Raw genomic sequence first — 17,879 nt, forward strand, 5'->3', positions numbered from 1 at the left:
TCTACCCACACCCGCCGTATAATGGTGTGCGGGGACTTTTCGTGTTCCCCTATTCACCCGGCCACCCGCGCCCGCTACAACTCCAGTATTCCTTTCTGCAATTTTGGATTTTCCCCCATGGCCGATAGTGTTACCGATCGTTTCCTGCGTTACGTCGTCATCGACACCCAGTCGGATGCCAAGTCTCCCTCCCAGCCGTCGACGATGAAACAGAAGGATCTCGGCCGGCTGCTGGTCGAGGAAATGCTGGCCATCGGCATTACCGATGCGCATCTCGACGAGCACGGCTATATCTATGGGACGATCCCGGCGACGACGTCGAAGAACAACGTGCCGGTGATCTGCTTCTGCGCCCATATGGACACCGCGCCCGATTTTTCCGGCACCAACGTCAAGCCGCAGATCGTCCGGAACTACCAGGGCGGCGATATCCAGCTTACCGGCGACAAAAACCAGGTGATCCGGGTGTCCGAACATCCGGTGCTGAACGACCAGATCGGCAACGATATCGTCACCTCCGACGGCACCACGCTTCTAGGCGCCGACGACAAGGCGGGCATTGCCGAGATCATGTCGGCCGCCGAGTTCTTCATCAACAACCCGGACGTCAAGCACGGCGCGATCCGCATCCTCTTCACCACCGACGAGGAGATCGGCCGCGGCGTCGACAAGGTGGACCTCGCAAAGCTCGGCGCCGATTTCGGCTATACGCTGGACGGCGAGACCGCCGGCACGATCGAGGACGAGACGTTTTCGGCCGATGCGGTGGAGATCGCCATCAAGGGCGTCGCCATGCATCCGGGCTTCGCCTTCGGCAAGATGGAAAACGCCATCAAGATCGCCGGCGGCATCGTCGCCCGATTGCCGAAGGACATGACGCCCGAGACCACCAAGGGCCGCGACGGCTTCATCCACCCGACCGGCATGTCCGGCGTGATGGAAAGGGCGAACCTCTCCTTCATCATCCGCGATTTCACCGAGGAGGGCCTGAAGACCAAGGAGACCCTGCTCGAGGAGATCACCAGGCAGGTGATCGCCGACTATCCGGGCTCGACCTACACCTTCACCGTCAAGGAACAGTACCGCAACATGAAGGTAGTGCTCGACCAGCATCCGGGCATCGTCGATTACGCGGTCGAGGCGATCAGCCGGGCCGGCATGACCCCGGTGCGCGGCAGCATCCGCGGCGGCACGGACGGCTCGCGCCTCTCCTTCATGGGCCTGCCCTGCGCCAACCTTTTCGCCGGCGGCCACGCCTTCCATTCCCCGCTGGAATTCGTCAGCAGCCAGGACATGGAACTGGCGGTGAAGACGGTGGTGGAGCTTGCGAAACTGTGGGAGGAGCGGGCGTAAGCGCTCTTTCTAAGCGGTGTGCTTTAACGTCCAGACTCCCTCCCAGTCTTGAACGCGCCGCATTTTCCGCTTAGAAAACCGCCATCTGCAGCACCAACAGGACGGTGGACCATGGACCTCAACCGAAACGCAACGCCGCTTTGCCTTGCCATTCGGGAATCCGTCCATGCCTTCCATTACGCTTGCAAACCTTTCATGGTCCACGCCTGACGGCCGGCCGCTTTTTTCCCACCTGAACCTCAGCTTCGGGCCTGAACGCGCCGGCCTTGTCGGGCGCAATGGCGTCGGCAAGACGACGCTTTTGAAGCTGATCACCGGCGAGTTGACGCCCGCATCCGGCACGGTCTCCGTCTCCGGCAGCCTCGGCGTGCTGCGCCAGAGCGTGCAGGTCGCGTCGGATGAAACCATCGCCGACCTTTTTGGCACACGCGCTGCCTTGGCCACCCTTGCCCGCGCCGAAGCGGGCGAGGCGTCCGCTGAGGAACTGGCCAATGCCGACTGGATGCTGGAGGCGCGCATGGCCGGGGCGCTGGCGCGGGCAGGCCTCGACGCGGATGCGAGCACGCCGCTCGAAACGCTGTCGGGCGGCCAGCGCACCCGCGCGGGGCTGGCGGGGCTGGTCTTCGCCGGGCCGGATTTCCTGATCCTCGACGAACCCACCAACAATCTCGACCGCGACGGCCGCCGGGCGGTGATCGACCTGCTCGCTGGCTGGCGCGGTGGGGCGATCATCGTCAGCCACGACCGCGAGCTTCTGGAAACGGTCGATGCGATCGTCGAACTGACCTCGCTCGGTGCGACCCGTCATGGCGGCAACTGGAGCCGCTACCGCGAGCGCAAGGCGCTGGAACTGGCCGCTGCCGAGCACGATCTCGCCGACGCCGAAAAGCGGATGGCGGAGGTCAACCACGCGGCGCAGGAAACCACTGAGCGCAAGGCGCGCAAGGACAGCACCGGCAAGAAGAAGGCCGCGCGGGGCGACATGCCGCGCATCGTCGCCGGCGGCATGAAGCGGCGGGCGGAAAACACCAGCGGCGACAATGCCCGGCTTGCCGAGCGGCTGCGAACCCAGGCGGCCGATGACATCTCGGCTGCGCGTGAAAAGATCGAGATCCTGCAGCCGCTCTCCGTGACGCTGCCACCGACCGGCCTGCCGGCCAGCCGGGTCGTGCTCCGGATCGACAACGTCACCGCCGGCTACGAGATTGAAAAGCCGGTCCTGCGCGGTCTTTCCCTCGAGATCACCGGGTCGGAACGCATCGCCGTCACCGGGCCGAACGGCTCGGGAAAAACGACGCTGCTGTCGCTGATTTCCGGCAGCCTGTCGCCCTTCTCGGGCACGGTGCGGGTGCCGGTCAGATCCGCGATGCTCGACCAGCGGGTCAGCCTGCTCGATCAGGCGCTGTCGATCCGCGACAATTTCCGGCGTCTCAATCCGCAGGCGGACGAAAATGCCGGCCGCGCGGCGCTCGCCCGCTTCATGTTCCGCGCCGACGCCGCGCTGCAGGTGGTCGGCACGCTCTCGGGCGGGCAGATGCTGCGGGCGGGGCTTGCCTGCGTGCTCGGCGGGCCAGAGCCGCCATCGCTGCTGATCCTCGACGAGCCGACCAACCATCTGGATATCGATTCCATCGCCGCGGTCGAGGCCGGATTGCGCGCCTATGACGGCGCGCTGCTGGTGGTCAGCCATGACGAGGTGTTTCTCGAGGCAATCGGCATTACCCGCCGGCTGGAGCTGGGTTAGAGCCGGTCAGGCGGCCGGCGAACCGGTCAGCGCCTCGGTCGTCACCAGATTGACGCCGGCCGCGGCGAACTGGGCATTGTAGCGGCGGATGATGCCGGCGGCGCTCTCCTGCGGCTGGTCGAGCGTGCTGTGGGCGTCGGAAACCACGGTCACCTTCAGCCCGGCCGCGATCGCCCCCTGCACCGTGCCGGCGATGCAGAAATCCGTCTGCGCGCCGAGGATCACCACTTCGGGCGCGCCCTGGCTTTCGATCCATGCGCCGAGTTCCGGATTGCTGAAGGAGTCCCGGACGGTCTTCGAGAAGGTCGGCTCGTCGTCCCGCTGGCCGAGCGCCGGCCAGACGGGCCAGCCCGGCTCTCCCGGCGCCAGCGGATCCCCCTCCGGCCCGTCATGGCGCACGAAGGCGATCGCCCGGCCTTCGCGCCGCGCCCAGTCGATCACCTTTCGGGCGCGGTCGGTCAGGAGATCCGCTTCGTGTAGGGGCGGCTCGACAAGGCCGTCGAACATGTTGGTCTGCAGGTCGATGACGATGACCGGCGCTTTTTCCGCGGATGTGCTGGACATGGGCTTGCCTCCATTCAAGACACGGAAATTGCCGGATTCCCTCCGGATTTCAACCTATATCTTCGCACTGAGGGCGCGATCGCTCGAGGATAAGGTCAACCGCCGGTCAGCCTGGAAAGGGCTATCCGGGAACTTCGGCGCGGAAAACAATCCTACCTCAGCAGTCCCTGGCCACCATCCACGTAGATCGGCGCGCCCGTCACATGCCGGGAGCGGTCGGAGGCGAGGAAGGCGATGACTTCGGCGACGTCCTCGCTTTTTCCCGGCCTGCCGTCGCTGATCGGGACCTGGCCCTCCGGCCATTCCACCGGGATTGCGGTTTCCTGCTCGTGGCGGAGCTTGGTGTTGTCGCTGATATTGGTCTCGATCTCGCCGGGGCAGACGGCGTTGACGCGGATGTGGTGCTTGCCGAGTTCCAGCGCCAGCTGCTGCACCATCGCCACCTGCGCGGCCTTGGTGGCGGTGTAGGCGGTGGCGCCGGGTGTCGTGAAGGTGCGGTTGCCGTTGATCGAGGAGACGACGATGATCGAGCCGGCGCCCTGCGCCTTCAGATGCGGCACGGTGAGATGCAGCGTCAGATAGGTGCCGCGCAGGTTGACGGCGATCGTCCTGTCGAATTCTTCCGGCTTCAGGTCGTCGATCGGCGCCCACACGCCGTTGATGCCGGCATTGGCGACGACGATGTCCAGCCGGCCGAATTTTTCCGCAAGCCGGTCGATCGCTTCGCGCATCCGGCTTTCGTCGGAAACGTCGGCTTCGAGCACCAGCGCTTCTCCGCCGGCCTTCTCTATTTCCCGGGCAGCCTTTTCGATCTCCGTTCTCGTATGGCCGAGCAGTCCGACCTTGGCGCCTTCCGCCGCGAGTTTCATCGCCGCCGCCTTGCCGATGCCCGAGCCTGACCCGGTTACCAGAGCCACCTGATTCTTGAGTTCCATGAGTCCATCCTGTCGCTGGATCGCGGCTTCTGCCGTGCGAAAACGAACGGCAAGGGATGGCGCATGGTTCCCGGGATCAGGATGGATATCGCTCGTTGAGGATGCGCAGGCCTTCCGCAAATTTCGAACCGTCGCCGCCCATCTGGCGCATCTGGGCAAGATTGTCGGTGAGGTCAGCGCGCTTCACCGGTCGGGCGAGCGGGTTTTCGATCGAGCGTCGGACGAAGGAGAAATATTCCTCGCCGTCGCGCTTGCTCATCGCGTCCACGGCATCGACGACCGCTTCGGAAAAGCCTTCCTCGCGCAGCCGCTCAAACGTCCAGCCGGGGCCTTTCTCGACCACGTCATGTAGCCAGGCAACCTGTTTTTCGTCCTCGCCGGCCACGTTTTCGGCGACGCGCCTGACATGGTCGATGAACGGACCGCCGGTTTTCGACGACTGTCCTTGATGGGCCTGCGTCGCGATGACAATCGCCTTGTCGATCAGTTCCGACATTTGTCTGTCTCCCGTCCGCTGGGCGGCACTCTATAGGGTCCGCGCCTGACGACAATGCGTCAATTGCGATCTTCTTCGAACTGAGGGACGGGAAGCGGGCTCAGCCAGTTCTCCCGTCGCTTCACCCATATTTCGTAGACCGGCTCGAGATCGGTCGGCGCCATGTCGAGCGATCCGACGCGGATTTCGATCTCGTCGCCGTCGCTCTCGTTGAAGACGCGCGAGCCGCATTCGGGGCAGAAGCCGCGGCCATGGAAATACTTGACCTCGCCTGTGCTTTCAAATCCATGCCGCGGCCAGATGCCGAACGTGACGAAGCTCGATCCGCTTTCCTTGCGGCAATCGGCGCAATGGCAAAGCCCGATCCTGACCGGCGCATCCTTCACCGAATACCGCACGCTTCCGCAAAGGCAGCTTCCAGACCGGATGATCATACTTGCTCCTCCTTCTTCCTCGCCCGGGAAATGCAGTTAGGGCAGGGGAGGATGAAGGGAAGAGATCAGGCGGGTTCTGGTGCCGGGTCGATGGCGCTGACCACGCGCGAGACGATTTCATTCATCGTCGCCTCGTCCAGCGTCTCGATATATTGCGCGGTTTTCTGCTGGATGCGGGCGGGAATGTCGAAGCTGCGGACCTGGTTGCAAACGGCGACACCGGTCGTGTCATGGCCGGAAATCGCCACCGCAAGACCGACATCGCGGATAAAGGCCCCACCGGTGGTGATGGGCACCGTCATGCTGACGCCCAGCCTGTTGATCTCGATCGGCGTGATGACGACGAAACGATGCCGGTTCTTCATTTCCCGGCCGGCGACGGGGTTTGGGTCGATCCAGTAGACATCGCCGCGCCTCGGCACGTTGCTGCGGATCATCAGATCTCGTGCCCTATCGGATCGCCTTCCTGAGCATCGGCGACCGAGGCATTCAGCATTGCCATGGCATCGCTCCCCTTCAGCAATTCGCTGAGGGTGTAGCGCTTGCGGCCGCTCTCGACGGGACGGGCGATCAATTCACCGTTGGCGACGTCGAGCGTGAGTTGATCGCCGACCTCGGTATGCATCAGCTTCAACAGGGCCGGCGGGATGGTAATCACCGCGGCACCGCCCTGGCGTCGGATTTTGGTGGTGACCGGCATGGTTCGCTCCAGAAAGTGCTACATATGTAGCATGTTCTTGCGCGGCAGCAAGGTCGAAGTGGGTTTTCGCGCGTCGCTGGGCTGCTCGATGGCGACTTGGGATGACAGATGGAACAGAATGGCTCAGCCGGCGTTCGAAGCGAGCATTCAGATGGATCGTCGCCATGCGCTCGTTTCTCGCTTCTGCCGCGTTTATCGCCTCCGCTTTTTCGCCGGGCTCGGCTCTGGCGGCCGAAGGGGATTTCCTGAAGACACTTGCCGGCAACTGGAGCGGCAAGGGCACGGTTCTGACCCGTATCGGGGCAAGTCCCATCAATGTCACCTGCAGCTTCACCTCGACGGCCGGGGCGACTACCCTGTCGATGCAGGGAACCTGCCGCGGCCTGCTGGTCATCCGGCGCAGCATATCGGCCGACCTGCAGGCTTCGGAAAACGGTTATAGCGGCACTTATCTCGGACCGTCCGGCCAGCCTTCGGTGCTTTCCGGCAACCGCCGCGGCAATGCGATCAATCTCGGCGTCCGCTGGGCGAGGGTGATCAACGGGGATCGCGTCGCCAACATGACGATCGAGAAGATCGGCGACGACCGCCTCAGGCTTCAAACGATCGACAAGGATCTTTCGAGCGGCAAACCGGTGGTGACCAGTCGCATCGACCTCAGCCGGTGATCATCCGACGTCGGCGGTTTCGTTTATTCCACCTGGCCAAGCTTGCCGGGGTTCATGATGCCCTTCGGATCGATCGCCGCCTTGATGGCGTTCATCATGTCGACGGCGTCGCCGTGTTCGCGGCGGAGATATTTCAGCTTCGAGATGCCGATCCCGTGCTCGCCGCTGAACGTGCCGCCCATGTCCATGGCGCGCTGATAGAGCCGTTCGGCGAGGCGTTCCGCTTCGGCCAGTTCTTCCGGGATTTCCGGCTTGATCAGGTAACCGACATGGAAATTGCCGTCGCCGACATGGCCGATGATCTTGCCCATGACGAAGGAATTATCGATATCCTCGCGGGCGGCAAGCACCGCTTCGGCGAGCCGCGAGATCGGCACGCAGACGTCTGTCGTAAACGCCTTGCAGCCGGGGCGCAGCGTCTGGTTGGAATAGATCGTTTCGTGGCGGGCCTTCCACAGCCGCTCGCGGTCTTCGGTGCGGGTCGACCAGGCGAAATCGGAACCGCCGAATTCGGTGGCGATTTCGCCCACCGTGTTCGATTGTTCCTCCACCCAGCGCGGGCTGCCATGGAATTCGAGGAAGAGGGTGGGGGCGAGCTTGAGGGTGAGGCCTGCATGTCGGTTGGCGGCTTCGACCGCCACTTCGTCGAGGAATTCGATCCGGGCGACCGGGATGCCGCTCTGGATGGTCGCGACGACGGCTTCCACCGCGCCACGCATGGTTTCGAAAGCGCAGACGGCAGACGCGATGGTTTCCGGGATCGGGTGCAGCCTGACGGTCACCTCGGTGATGACGCCGAGCGTGCCTTCGGCACCGACATAGAGCTTGGTCAGGTCGTAGCCGGTGGAAGACTTCTTCGTCCGCCGGCCGGTGGTGATGATTTTCCCTTGCGGCGTGACGACGCGCAGCGCAAGCACGTTTTCGCGCATCGTGCCGTAGCGCACGGCCGTAGTGCCCGAAGCCCGGGTCGAGGCCATGCCGCCGAGCGAGGCGTCGGCGCCGGGGTCGATGGGGAAGAACAGGCCGGTGTCGCGGATATGGGCGTTGAGCTGCTTGCGGGTGACGCCGGCCTCCACCTGCACGTCGAAATCCTCGTGGTTGACCTGGACTATTCTGTTCATGCGGGTGAGATCGAGCGAAATCCCGCCCTTCAGCGGGATCGTGTGGCCTTCCATCGAGGAGCCTGCCGCAAACGGGGTCACCGGGATACCAGCGTCGAAACAGGCGGAAACGACGCGCGCCACCTCGTCCTCGTTTTCGGCATAGACCACTGCGTCCGGCAGCCTTGTGGGCTGTCGGGACATGTCGTGGCCGTGATGTTCGCGCACCGCTTCCGTGGTGGAAAGCCGGTCGCCGAAGTGGAGCTTCAGGGCGTCGATCGTGGATTTCAGGGAGGTCATTTCTTCTCACCCGTCAGCATGCGGTGGTAGCGCGAACGGGCGATTTCCTGCGTGGTGATGAATTCGAGGAGGACCGGCACGCCCTTTTGTGTCTGCTCGATGCCGCGCTTGATCGCCGGGATGATTTCGGCCGGGTCGGTGACCCGTTCGCCGTAACCGCCGAGCGCGCGGGCAAAGGCGGCGTAATCGCCGGAAATGTCGGTCGAGCGGAATTTCTCCGTCGAAACCTTCATGATCGGCAGTTCCATCGCCATCGAGAAATTGTTGAGCAGGATGGACAGGATCGGCAGGCGCTCGCGCACCGCGGTTTCGAAATCCATGCCGGTAAAGCCGATCGCCGCATCGCCCCAGACATTGATGCAGAGCTTGTCCGGATGCATCAGCTTGGCGCCCATGGCGAGGCCCAGGCCGTACCCGAGCTGGGTCGTCTTGCCCCAGCCGATATAGGTGAGCGGCTTTACCGACTTCCAGAACGGCGAAAGCTGGTCGCGCGGGCTGCCGGCATCATGGGTGATGATGGTGTTTTCGATATCGACCGTGTGCTGCAGGTCCCAGAGCACGCGATAGGGCGACAGCGGCTTGCTGTCGGAGGTGAGCTTCGGCATCCATTCGGAAAGCCATTCCTCCTGCACCTTGGCGATCTCGGCGGCGATTTCCGTATGGTCGCGCGGAGAAACCTTGCGGGCTTCGAGTTCGGCAAGCACCGCGTCGAGCGTCAGCGCCGCGTCGCCGACCAGCGCCACCTTGGCTTCGATGTCCTTGTTGACGTGGTCGGGATCGAGCGTGGCGTGGATGACCGTCTTGTCGAGCGGCATCTGCACGCCGAAGGCGGTTTCGGTAAACGAGCAGCCGATGCCGAAGATCAGGTCGGATGTGTCGAGGAAATGGCGCAGGGTCCTGGAGATCGCCGCCCCGCCGGCGCCGACCGACAGCGGATGGGTTTCCGGAAACGCGCTCTTGCCTTCGAGGCTGGTCGAAACCGGGATCGCCAGCAGTTCGGCGAGCTGTTTCAGCTGCGGCCAGGCCTGCGCGTAATGAATGCCCTGGCCGGCATAGAGGATCGGCCGCTTGGCGGCGAGCAGCAGGTCGACGGCATCGCGCACGGCGATCGGGTCCGGACCGTAACGGGTGGAAAGAACCGGCCGGTAGTTCAGCGGTTCCGGCACCTCGTCCTGCCACATGTCGTTCGGGATCTCGACCAGAACCGGGCCGCCGCGGCCATTGCGCAACTTGGAGAAAGCGCGTCGGAAAATGTTCGGGATTTCGGCAGCCGAGGTGATCGGCTCGGCGGACTTGGTGATGTCGCGCATCGAGCGGGTCGCATTGTAGTTGGGATCGACATGCGCGACACGGCGCTCGTAGCCCATCGGCAGCACCAGCAGCGGCACGGATTCGGAATAGGCCTGGGCGATGCCGCCATAGGCGTTTTCGGTGCCCGGTCCGAGCTGCATGGCGAAGACGCCGATCGTCTTGCCGGACGAGAGGCGCGACATGGCGTCGGCCATGTGCAGGCCGTGGCGCTCCTGGCGCACGATGATCGGGCGGATATCGCCCATGGCCGCGTGTTCGAGAACGTGGTTCACGGGGTAACCGCAAATGATCTCGATCCCCTCGCGCTTCAGGATTTCCACGATGGCGTCGGCAACTTTCATGGGTTTCTCCTCCCGGGAGACATGGTCGATTAGAGGTGCGGTTGGAAATCTTGCGCGGTCCAGGCACCGGGATGGCGCACGGGCGCGCGGCGGGCCTGGTCCGTATTCAGCAGCCCGCTCTGGCCGAGCGTGATGCGGTATTCCTCGATGAAGGCCTGCGCCATATGGGCGGCGCCATGGTCTCCGAGTGCGGCAAGGCCGAGCATGAACGCGCGGCCGGCAAAGGAGGAATGGGCGCCGCAGGCGACTGCGCGCGCCATGTCGACGCCGGAGACGACGCCGCTGTCGAAGAGCACCGTACCACGGGTGCCCACGGTTCGAGCGATTTCCGGCAGGACGTCGATCGTCGCGGGCGCCGCATCGAACTGGCGGCCGCCGTGGTTGGAGACGACCACGCCGTTCAGGCCGAGTTCCAGCGCCTTTTCCGCATCCGCCGGGTGCATGACGCCCTTGACCATCATCGGGCCTGGCCATCTGTCACGCAGGCGGGCGATCTGCTCCCAGGGGAAGCCGCCGCCGATATGTTTCTGCACGAAGGCGGAGGTGGTGACGCGGTCCGGCGCGCCGGCGAAACCAGCCATGTTGGCGAAAGTCGGCATGCCCTTGCGGCGGATCGCATCCAGCCAGAAAGGGGCCATTGCCGCTGCGATCATCGTCTTCGGCGTCAGCTTGAAGGGCATGGTGAGGCCGTTGCGAAGATCGCGCGGGCGCTTGGCGCGCACCGGCACGTCCAGCGTCGTGACCAGAACCTTGGCGCCGGCGATGCGGGCGCGATCAGTCATTTCGAGACTGTATTGATGATTGTTCGGAGCCATCGGGTAGAGCTGGAACCAGGTGACGTCAGGCGCCCATTCCACGACCTTTTCGATGGTCGCGCAGGCGAGCGTGCCGACCAGGTAAGGGATATTGTGGGCCTGGGCGGCCTTGGCGAACTGTTCGGTGGCCCCCGGCCACATCATGCCGTCGAAGCCGATCGGCGAGATGCCGATCGGGGCGGCATAACGATGGCCGAAGAGCTCGACCGAGGTATCGACCTTGGACACGTCCAGCCCGTAGCGCGGCACGACTTCGACCGCCTGCAGCGCTGTCCGGTTGCGGTTAAGGCCGGTCTCGTCGCCGGCGCCGCCCTGGAGGAATTCGTAGGCGAAACGCGGAATACGCCATTTCGCCCGTTTTTCGAGATCGCCGACCATCGGATAACGCCGGCGGAGTTCCTCCAGCGTTTCTGTCATCCTTGCGTCGTTCCCGGCTCCCCCCATGTTCGACGCCTCCTAGTAAGAAACCATGACTTCGATCATGGCTTGCTGGCCGCTCCTGGTCGCGGCCAATGCCCGCTGCAGCGCCGCCGGCAGGTCGGCGCCGGTCTCAACGCGTTCGGCATGGGCGCCGTGGGCGCGGGCGACGGCCGCGTAATCCGGAGCCGGATCGAGCGCGGTGATCGGCATGGTGTTGGCGGTCGCAGCACTTCCGTCCGGATACATGTAGAGCGTCGAGCGGCGCACGGCGTTCCAGATGCCGTTGTTGAAGACGACCGTCAGCAGCGGCAGTTTCAGCGCAGTCGCGGTCTGGTGGCAGGCGACGGGATTGGCGAACATGTAGGAACCGTCGCCGATCGTGGCGATCACCTGGCGGCTGCGGTCTCCGAGCTGGGCGCCGAGCGCGGCGGTCAGGCCGAAGCCGAGACCGCCGGACAACGGGGTCGAGAAATAAGATTTCGGATATTTGAAACTCATCACCGACGGATCGATGCCGAGTTCGTTCACCACAGTCGTCCTGTCGTCCAGGATACCGGAGATGCAGCGGCTGACATAGGCCGGTGTCATCGGCGAACCGTTGCCCATGGCGGCCCGCTTGTCGGCGGCCTCGGCCTGGGCCGCCTTGATCTTCGCCCACTTTTCGCGACGTTCGGAGAAGGTTTCGGATACCGGCACGCGCTCGGCCATCGCAACGGCAAGCGCTGCGATCGTCTTGTTGACGCCACCGGCAAGCGCGATGTCGATCGGAAAACTGCGGATCGGTACGCGGCTATGCTGCGGGTCGGGGCCGATGGCGATGATCTTGGCGCCTTCGGCGGGGGCGGTATGGTCGGAAATCCACGGAACCGCAGCATTGATCACCACCACGACGTCGGCTTCCTTCAACACCTGGGTCGAGTCGCGGCCGATCATCATCGGATGGTCGCTCGGCAGCGCCAGGCGGGTTGCCCACATCTCGATTGTCGGCAGCGCGAACTTCTCGACGAAGCCGGCGAGCGGTTCAAAGTCTGGAGCGAGCTCCGGGCTCTGGGTGATGATCAGCGGATTTTTCGCCTTTGCCAGCAGGTCGGCAGCCAGGGCGACCAGTTCCGGATCGGCGGGGCCGTAGGTGGTCGGGGTGACCGTCGAGCGGTGGCTGATCTCGACCTCAGCACCTTCGGCCAGCGCCTCGCGCGGCAGGCTCAGATAGACCGGGCCGCGCGGCTCGCTCATGGCGATGCTCATGGCGCGGTCGATGACGATGCCCGCCTGTTCCGGGTAACGCAGTTCATAGTCCCACTTGACCACTTCGCGGACCATGCCGCCCTGGTCGAACATTTCCTGGCCCCAGTGGATCGGCGAGGAACGTGAGCCGAAACGGCCGTGTTCGGTGATCGGCGTGCGGCCGGAGAACATCATCACTGGCACGTTTTCCGATCGGGCGTTGATCAGGCCCATGACCGAGTTGGCAAGCCCGACATTGACGTGGACGATGACGCCGGCCGGTCTACTGGTGATCAGATAATAGCCATGCGCCATGCCGACAGCGACACCCTCATGCGGGATGACCAGCGCTTCGGGCATCTTCAGGCCGGTTTCGGACTGGCGGGCAAAGGCCTCGATGATCGACGGAAAGTCGGTGCCGCCATTGGCGAACAGGACATCGATGCCGGCGGCCTTCATGTGGGTCAGGACAGCTTCGGCGGCGAAGGTGCCGGTCGGTTTTTCGTGTTTCATTCTCTTGTCCTCTTGGAAGCTCTCTGGACCCGAAGCTCTCAGGTGATGCTGACCGTCTTTGTGACCATGTAGGCATCGACGCCCTCGATCCCGACTTCGGAACCGTGGCCGCTCGCTTTCACCCCGCCGAACGGCGTTTCCGGCATGGAGATATTGAAGGAATTGATGCCGACCATGCCCGCTTCCAGCGCGTCGGAAAGTTTTGCGATGGTCTTGTGCGAATTGGAGAAGGCATAGGCCGCAAGGCCGTAGGGCAGTTCGTTCGCCTTGGTGACCGCATCGTCGAAATCCGAGAAGCGGTTGAGCACGGCGACCGGGCCGAACGGTTCCTCGCTCATGATCCGCGCATCGCTCGGCACGTCGGCGAGAACGGTCGGGGCGAAGTAGAAACCTTCGTTGTAAACGCGATGGCCGCCGGCGAGCAGCTTGGCGCCCTTGGCGGTGGCGTCCTGCACCAGCGCCTCGATTGCGTCACGCCGGCGGCCGTGGACCAGCGGTCCCATGCCGGTCGCCGGATCGAGGCCGTCGCCGACCGTGATCTTCGCGGCACGCTCCGCAAAGCCGGCGCAGAAGGCGTCATAGGACTTGTCCTGCACGTAGAAGCGGGTCGGTGAAACGCAGACCTGGCCGCCGTTGCGATATTTGCGCTGTACCGACATGTCGAGCGCCGCGGTCTGGTCGGCATCGTCGAAGACAAGCACCGGCGCATGGCCGCCGAGTTCCATCGTGGTGCGCTTCAGGCTTTCCGAAGCCAACCGAATGAGGTGCTGACCGACCGGGACCGACCCGGTAAACGAGATCTTGCGGATGATCGGCGAGGCGAGCAGGTGGCGCGAGATGAAGTCGGGCACGCCGTAGACGACCGCGATGACGCCGGCCGGAACGCCCGCATCGAGGAGGCATTGAGCGACGGCCGCGGCAGACGCCGGTGCCTCTTCGCCGGGCTTGTAGATCATCGTGCAGCCGGCAGCGAGCGCCGAGCCCATCTTGCGGGCGGCATTGCCGACCGGGAAATTCCAGGCCGAAAAACCGGCGGTCGGGCCGACCGGTTCCTTGATCACCTGAAAGCGGGTTTCGCCGATACGGCCGGGGATGACGCGGCCATAGGTGCGGCGGCCTTCCTCGGCGAACCACTCCATTTCTTCCGTGGCGAAATGGGTCTCCAGCCGCGCTTCGGCGATCGGCTTGCCCATTTCGAGCGTCGCAAGCGTGGCGATCTCTTCCTGCCGGTCGTGCATCAGTTGAGCTGCGCGCTTCAGGATGCGGCCGCGTTCGCGCGGGCTCGTCGCCCGCCATAGCGGAAAGGCTCGGCTTGCGGCTTCGAGCGCCCGGTCGAGATCCTGGGCAGTCGCATGCGGCACCACGCCGATGGCTTTTTCGGTCGCCGGGTTGATCAGCGGCTGCGTCTTGCGGTCGCCATTCTCCAGCCAGGCGCCGTCAATCAGGAGGCGCGCGGACTGGTAAGCGTCGGACGAGCGGGCTGGATTGGTCGCGATGTTCATGGTCGTGTCCTCCGATTTCATTAGACGAGTGCGTTTGGCATTCGTCAATTTCGGGTTTTTCTCGAACCCGGCTTCCTCGTCCACTTCAAGGGGATAAAGCAGGGAGCCTGATATTGTCAATTCCGACGTTCACGTCGGCTCAAATAGCCACCGTACCGCCGTCAATCGGGATTACCGCGCCGGTCATGAAACTCGATGCCTTCGATACCAAAAGCAGGGCGAGGCCCATGATCTCGTCCGTCTCGGCGATGCGGCCGAGCGGCACGGTATCGGCAAAGGCCTTCTCCACCTCCGGCTCTCGGATGCGGCCGCCGGCGATATTGGTGCGGAACGGGCCGGGCGCAATGCCGTTGACAAGCACGTTATAGGGCGCCAGCTCCCAGGAGGCCTGCTTGACGAGGTTGACGACGGCGCCTTTGCTGGACGCATAGGCGTAACCGGTCATCGGATCGCCGCGCATGCCGGCAATCGAGGCGATCGCGACGATGCGGCCGCTTTTCTGCTTCTTCATATGCTTTGCAGCGGACTGGATGGCGACGAACGTGGCGGTGAGGTTCACGTCCACCACCCGGTTCCACAGATCGTCGCTGACATTTTCGATCGCGCCCGCTTCGGTGCGGGAATTCGGGCCGCCGCTGATGCCGGCATTGGCAACGAGGATATCGAGGTGTCCGTGCTTTTGCGCAATACCGTCGATCGTGTTGCGCAGGCTTGCACTGTCGGAGACGTCGACCTGATGGCTCTCGGAGGAAAAGCCCTGGCTGTTCAGCCATTGATAGGCGGCGGCGAGCGCCTCGGCGTCGAGATCGAGCAACGCCACATGCGCACCGTTGGCCGCCAGCGTCTTGGTGATGGCGAGCCCCAGGCCGCTTGCAGCGCCCGTCACGATCGCTATCTGACCATTGAGATCAAACAGTTTTTCGGCCTGCATTTTTTCTCCTCCTCATAGTCTCCCGGGCGCCGTGGCAGCCCCTCACCCCGCCTCCGCTGCGCTCGGCGACCCTCTCCCCGCACGCGGGGCGAGGGGGAGCGGCGACGGTGCGGCATATCTCTTCTCCCCAGGGGGAGAAGGTGTCGGCAGGCGGATGAGGGGCTCTTCGAGCAGCCCTCCCGCGGCTCAACCCACCCCGCCAATCTTGTATGCAATTTCCAAAGATGCAAGTTAGAAATTTGCTATTATCAATCAAAATTTGACAGAATCATATTGACGCTCCCCAAAAGGTTATACAGATTGCCGCCATTCGCGGGTGCCGAGGAGCGCCTGCCTTAACGGTTGTCAGGTCCCGGGGAGGGTGAAACACCGATGAGTTTTACCGAAAGCTTTGAAACCGTCACCGGGACGAAGATCCGGTTCATGCGGAAAGGTACCGGTTCGCCGCTGCTCTTCCTGCATGGCGCGAGCGGCGCCTCGCGCTGGCTGCCCTTCATGGAGAAGCTCTCCGAAACCCATGAGGTGATCGTGCCGGAACATCCGGGTTTCGGCGCCTCCGACAGCCCCGAATGGCTGGACAACACTTCCGACCTCGCCTTCTTTTATCTGGATGTCCTCGACCATCTCGGCCTCGAGAAGGTCAACCTCGTCGGCACGTCGATCGGCGGATGGCTGGCGGCCGAGATCGCCATCCGCAATGCGACAAAACTCGGCTCCCTGACCGTCGTGGCGCCTGCCGGCATTCGGGTGAAGGGCGTGCGCAAGGGTGACGTCTTCATGTGGAACCCAGAGGAGACCGCCCGCAACCTCTTCCACGACCAGGCGTTTGCGGAAGCAATGCTGGCGGCCCCGCCGCCGTCGAAGGAAGGGATGGAAATCCTTCTCAGGAACAAGCTCACGTCGGCCAAGCTCGCCTGGGAGCCGCGTTTCCTCAATCCGGACCTCCACAAGTGGCTGCACCGCGTGTCCGTGCCGACACTGATCGTCTGGGGCGATAACGACAAGGCAATGCCGGTCGGCTACGCACCGGCCTGGCGCGACCTCATTCCCAATTCGCGGCTCGAGATCATCGAGAACTGCGGGCATCTGCCGCAGATCGAAAAGGCCGACCGTTTCGTCGAACTGGTCAATGGCTTCATCGGGGAGGTTACGCGATGAAATTCTACTTCATGCACCTGATGCCCTATGCGGATCTCGATCTGTCCTATGACGAGAAGCACAATTCCGCCTGGGTCACCCTGCCGAATACCTATTACGACCCGAAGAAGGGCCACCAGCTCTACAACCGTTACCTAGACGAACTCGAATATGCCGACCAGCTCGGTTTCGACGGCATCTGCGTCAACGAACACCATTCGAACGCCTATGGCCTGATGCCGATCCCGGGCGTCATGGCCGGCGCACTCGCCCGCCGCACCAAGAACGTCAAGATTGCCATTCTCGGCCGCGCGCTGCCGCTCCTCAACAACCCGCTGACCGTGGCGGAAGAATTCGCGATGGTCGACAACATCACCGGCGGCCGCCTGATCGCCGGCATGGTGCGCGGCATCGGCGCCGAATACCATTCCTGGGGCGTCAATCCGGCCTTCAGCCACGAGCGGTTCCAGGAAGCACACGACCTGATCCTGCAGGCCTGGACGCAACCGGGTCCGAGCGTCTTCGAAGGCAAGCACTACAATTTCGAATACGTGAACGTCTGGCCGCGGGTCTACCAGGACAATCCGCATCCGCCGATCTGGATCCCGAGCCAGGGTTCTAGCGAAACGATCGAATGGGCCGCCCATCCGGACCGCAAATACACTTATCTCCAGACCTTCGCCTCGGTCTCGACCGTCGCCCGCTACATGAAGATGTATAAGGACGTTGCGGCCGGTTACGGCTACGAGGCGACCGAGGACCAGCTCGGCTGGTCGCTGCCGCTTTATGTGGCCGAGACCGACGAGATTGCCCGCAGGGAGGCCAAGGACCATATCGAGGCCTTCCTGCAGAAGTTCCTGCGCATGCCGATGGAGATGCTGCTGCCGCCGGGCTACACCTCGGTGAAATCCATGGTCGGGGCGATGTCGGCCAAGGCCGGCCATTCGATGAAGCAGACGATCGACAGCGTCATCGAAGAGGGCAAGTTCATCTGCGGCAGCCCGGCGACGGTGCGCGAGAAGCTGGAAGAATACCAGGCCCAGATCGGCTTCGGCCATCTGCTGACGCTTCTCCAGTTCGGTACCCTGCCGGCCGAGCTAACCCGCAAGAACATGGAGATCTACTCCAAGGAGGTCATGCCGTATCTGCGCAATGTGACCGCCAGGCGGGTGGCCTGACGAGGGGGTGCCAATTTGATGATTTTGATAAGCCCATGAAGCCTTTGGGCGTAGTCATATCACCCAAGGTTCATCTTGATGTGCAGTCGCGATTGTCGTCATTTGAGGCGCAGGACCGCACAATTGTCACCCCCCAGTCGCTGCGGTCTTAGCGGCCGGCGCCCCAAAAGCCGGCCGCTCCCCTCGGGGCTATACCCCTTGTGCTAGGTCTTT

Annotated in this window: 17 protein-coding genes; 5 read left to right on the plus strand and 12 right to left on the minus strand. The window is 63.6% G+C overall.

The features are described 5' to 3' along the window. Positions 1–117 precede the first annotated feature (117 nt). Both pepT and ACSQ3G_RS24550 read left to right on the plus strand, forming a co-directional pair. Positions 118–1,353, plus strand: a complete 1,236-nt coding sequence (pepT, locus tag ACSQ3G_RS24545; protein ID WP_436112049.1) for a peptidase T — start codon at positions 118–120, stop codon at positions 1,351–1,353. Positions 1,354–1,519: 166 nt separating this feature from the next. Beyond that, entirely contained in the window at positions 1,520–3,097 is a 1,578-nt protein-coding gene (locus ACSQ3G_RS24550) for an ABC-F family ATP-binding cassette domain-containing protein (RefSeq protein ID WP_436112050.1), read from the plus strand. A gap of 6 nt (positions 3,098–3,103) precedes the next feature. Here the strand turns inward: ACSQ3G_RS24550 and ACSQ3G_RS24555 are convergent, their stop codons facing one another. From ACSQ3G_RS24555 to mazE, 6 genes are all read right to left on the minus strand, one after another. Further along, positions 3,104–3,661 (minus strand): isochorismatase family protein, encoded by a 558-nt coding sequence (locus tag ACSQ3G_RS24555; protein WP_436112051.1) that lies wholly within the window; start codon positions 3,659–3,661, stop codon positions 3,104–3,106. 152 nt (positions 3,662–3,813) lie between these two features. Next, the gene (locus tag ACSQ3G_RS24560) at positions 3,814–4,596 is read right to left on the minus strand and encodes an SDR family oxidoreductase (RefSeq protein WP_436112052.1); all 783 of its coding nucleotides are present in this window, start codon (positions 4,594–4,596) and stop codon (positions 3,814–3,816) included. A gap of 76 nt (positions 4,597–4,672) precedes the next feature. Then, positions 4,673–5,092, minus strand: coding sequence for an HD domain-containing protein (locus ACSQ3G_RS24565; RefSeq protein WP_436112053.1), 420 nt, complete (start codon positions 5,090–5,092; stop codon positions 4,673–4,675). Positions 5,093–5,151: 59 nt separating this feature from the next. Beyond that, complete coding sequence (locus ACSQ3G_RS24570; RefSeq protein WP_436112054.1) at positions 5,152–5,526, minus strand: GFA family protein; 375 nt, start codon at positions 5,524–5,526, stop codon at positions 5,152–5,154. Between the two features lie 65 nt (positions 5,527–5,591). Next, positions 5,592–5,963 (minus strand): type II toxin-antitoxin system toxin MazF, encoded by a 372-nt coding sequence (gene mazF, locus ACSQ3G_RS24575; RefSeq protein WP_191969695.1) that lies wholly within the window; start codon positions 5,961–5,963, stop codon positions 5,592–5,594. Further along, positions 5,963–6,226 (minus strand): type II toxin-antitoxin system antitoxin MazE, encoded by a 264-nt coding sequence (mazE, locus tag ACSQ3G_RS24580; RefSeq protein WP_436112055.1) that lies wholly within the window; start codon positions 6,224–6,226, stop codon positions 5,963–5,965. Before mazE ends, mazF begins: the two co-directional genes overlap by 1 nt. Before the next feature lie 164 nt (positions 6,227–6,390). Between mazE and ACSQ3G_RS24585 the strand changes: the two genes are divergently transcribed. Then, positions 6,391–6,894 (plus strand): hypothetical protein, encoded by a 504-nt coding sequence (locus ACSQ3G_RS24585; RefSeq protein WP_436113185.1) that lies wholly within the window; start codon positions 6,391–6,393, stop codon positions 6,892–6,894. Between the two features lie 23 nt (positions 6,895–6,917). On the opposite strand, the gene ACSQ3G_RS24590 is transcribed toward ACSQ3G_RS24585, so the two are convergent. The 6 genes from ACSQ3G_RS24590 to ACSQ3G_RS24615 all read right to left on the minus strand — a co-directional run bounded on the left by ACSQ3G_RS24590 (position 6,918) and on the right by ACSQ3G_RS24615 (position 15,351). Then, the gene (locus tag ACSQ3G_RS24590) at positions 6,918–8,294 is read right to left on the minus strand and encodes an FAD-binding oxidoreductase (protein ID WP_436112056.1); all 1,377 of its coding nucleotides are present in this window, start codon (positions 8,292–8,294) and stop codon (positions 6,918–6,920) included. Next, a complete protein-coding gene (locus ACSQ3G_RS24595; protein ID WP_436112057.1) occupies positions 8,291–9,946 on the minus strand; it encodes a thiamine pyrophosphate-requiring protein in 1,656 nt (551 codons plus the stop codon). Before ACSQ3G_RS24595 ends, ACSQ3G_RS24590 begins: the two co-directional genes overlap by 4 nt. 29 nt (positions 9,947–9,975) lie before the next feature. Next, on the minus strand, positions 9,976–11,178 hold the full coding sequence (locus ACSQ3G_RS24600; protein ID WP_436112058.1) for an alpha-hydroxy acid oxidase: 1,203 nt from the start codon (positions 11,176–11,178) through the stop codon (positions 9,976–9,978). Between the two features lie 39 nt (positions 11,179–11,217). After that, entirely contained in the window at positions 11,218–12,918 is a 1,701-nt protein-coding gene (locus ACSQ3G_RS24605) for a thiamine pyrophosphate-requiring protein (protein WP_436112059.1), read from the minus strand. A 38-nt stretch (positions 12,919–12,956) separates the two neighbouring features. Next, the gene (locus ACSQ3G_RS24610) at positions 12,957–14,420 is read right to left on the minus strand and encodes an NAD-dependent succinate-semialdehyde dehydrogenase (RefSeq protein ID WP_436112060.1); all 1,464 of its coding nucleotides are present in this window, start codon (positions 14,418–14,420) and stop codon (positions 12,957–12,959) included. Between the two features lie 139 nt (positions 14,421–14,559). Further along, the gene (locus ACSQ3G_RS24615; protein ID WP_436112061.1) at positions 14,560–15,351 is read right to left on the minus strand and encodes an SDR family NAD(P)-dependent oxidoreductase; all 792 of its coding nucleotides are present in this window, start codon (positions 15,349–15,351) and stop codon (positions 14,560–14,562) included. A gap of 372 nt (positions 15,352–15,723) precedes the next feature. Here ACSQ3G_RS24615 and ACSQ3G_RS24620 point away from each other — a divergent pair, with 372 nt between their 5' ends. Together ACSQ3G_RS24620 and ACSQ3G_RS24625 are read left to right on the plus strand one after the other, a co-directional pair. After that, positions 15,724–16,509, plus strand: coding sequence for an alpha/beta fold hydrolase (locus ACSQ3G_RS24620; RefSeq protein WP_436112062.1), 786 nt, complete (start codon positions 15,724–15,726; stop codon positions 16,507–16,509). After that, on the plus strand, positions 16,506–17,666 hold the full coding sequence (locus ACSQ3G_RS24625) for an LLM class flavin-dependent oxidoreductase (RefSeq protein WP_105420780.1): 1,161 nt from the start codon (positions 16,506–16,508) through the stop codon (positions 17,664–17,666). Before ACSQ3G_RS24620 ends, ACSQ3G_RS24625 begins: the two co-directional genes overlap by 4 nt. Positions 17,667–17,879: the final 213 nt, after the last annotated feature.

This window comes from Neorhizobium tomejilense, from assembly GCF_964254135.1.
Taxonomy (GTDB): domain Bacteria; phylum Pseudomonadota; class Alphaproteobacteria; order Rhizobiales; family Rhizobiaceae; genus Neorhizobium; species Neorhizobium tomejilense.

What these genes read in the sequence shown, in the direction of transcription:
- pepT (WP_436112049.1), top strand. Translation starts at nt 118, where the DNA reads ATGGCCGATAGTGTTACCGATCGTTTCCTGCGTTACGTCGTCATCGAC.
- ACSQ3G_RS24550 (WP_436112050.1), top strand. Translation starts at nt 1,520, where the DNA reads ATGCCTTCCATTACGCTTGCAAACCTTTCATGGTCCACGCCTGACGGC.
- ACSQ3G_RS24555 (WP_436112051.1), bottom strand. Translation starts at nt 3,661, where the DNA reads ATGTCCAGCACATCCGCGGAAAAAGCGCCGGTCATCGTCATCGACCTG.
- ACSQ3G_RS24560 (WP_436112052.1), bottom strand. Translation starts at nt 4,596, where the DNA reads ATGGAACTCAAGAATCAGGTGGCTCTGGTAACCGGGTCAGGCTCGGGC.
- ACSQ3G_RS24565 (WP_436112053.1), bottom strand. Translation starts at nt 5,092, where the DNA reads ATGTCGGAACTGATCGACAAGGCGATTGTCATCGCGACGCAGGCCCAT.
- ACSQ3G_RS24570 (WP_436112054.1), bottom strand. Translation starts at nt 5,526, where the DNA reads ATGATCATCCGGTCTGGAAGCTGCCTTTGCGGAAGCGTGCGGTATTCG.
- mazF (WP_191969695.1), bottom strand. Translation starts at nt 5,963, where the DNA reads ATGATCCGCAGCAACGTGCCGAGGCGCGGCGATGTCTACTGGATCGAC.
- mazE (WP_436112055.1), bottom strand. Translation starts at nt 6,226, where the DNA reads ATGCCGGTCACCACCAAAATCCGACGCCAGGGCGGTGCCGCGGTGATT.
- ACSQ3G_RS24585 (WP_436113185.1), top strand. Translation starts at nt 6,391, where the DNA reads ATGCGCTCGTTTCTCGCTTCTGCCGCGTTTATCGCCTCCGCTTTTTCG.
- ACSQ3G_RS24590 (WP_436112056.1), bottom strand. Translation starts at nt 8,294, where the DNA reads ATGACCTCCCTGAAATCCACGATCGACGCCCTGAAGCTCCACTTCGGC.
- ACSQ3G_RS24595 (WP_436112057.1), bottom strand. Translation starts at nt 9,946, where the DNA reads ATGAAAGTTGCCGACGCCATCGTGGAAATCCTGAAGCGCGAGGGGATC.
- ACSQ3G_RS24600 (WP_436112058.1), bottom strand. Translation starts at nt 11,178, where the DNA reads ATGACAGAAACGCTGGAGGAACTCCGCCGGCGTTATCCGATGGTCGGC.
- ACSQ3G_RS24605 (WP_436112059.1), bottom strand. Translation starts at nt 12,918, where the DNA reads ATGAAACACGAAAAACCGACCGGCACCTTCGCCGCCGAAGCTGTCCTG.
- ACSQ3G_RS24610 (WP_436112060.1), bottom strand. Translation starts at nt 14,420, where the DNA reads ATGAACATCGCGACCAATCCAGCCCGCTCGTCCGACGCTTACCAGTCC.
- ACSQ3G_RS24615 (WP_436112061.1), bottom strand. Translation starts at nt 15,351, where the DNA reads ATGCAGGCCGAAAAACTGTTTGATCTCAATGGTCAGATAGCGATCGTG.
- ACSQ3G_RS24620 (WP_436112062.1), top strand. Translation starts at nt 15,724, where the DNA reads ATGAGTTTTACCGAAAGCTTTGAAACCGTCACCGGGACGAAGATCCGG.
- ACSQ3G_RS24625 (WP_105420780.1), top strand. Translation starts at nt 16,506, where the DNA reads ATGAAATTCTACTTCATGCACCTGATGCCCTATGCGGATCTCGATCTG.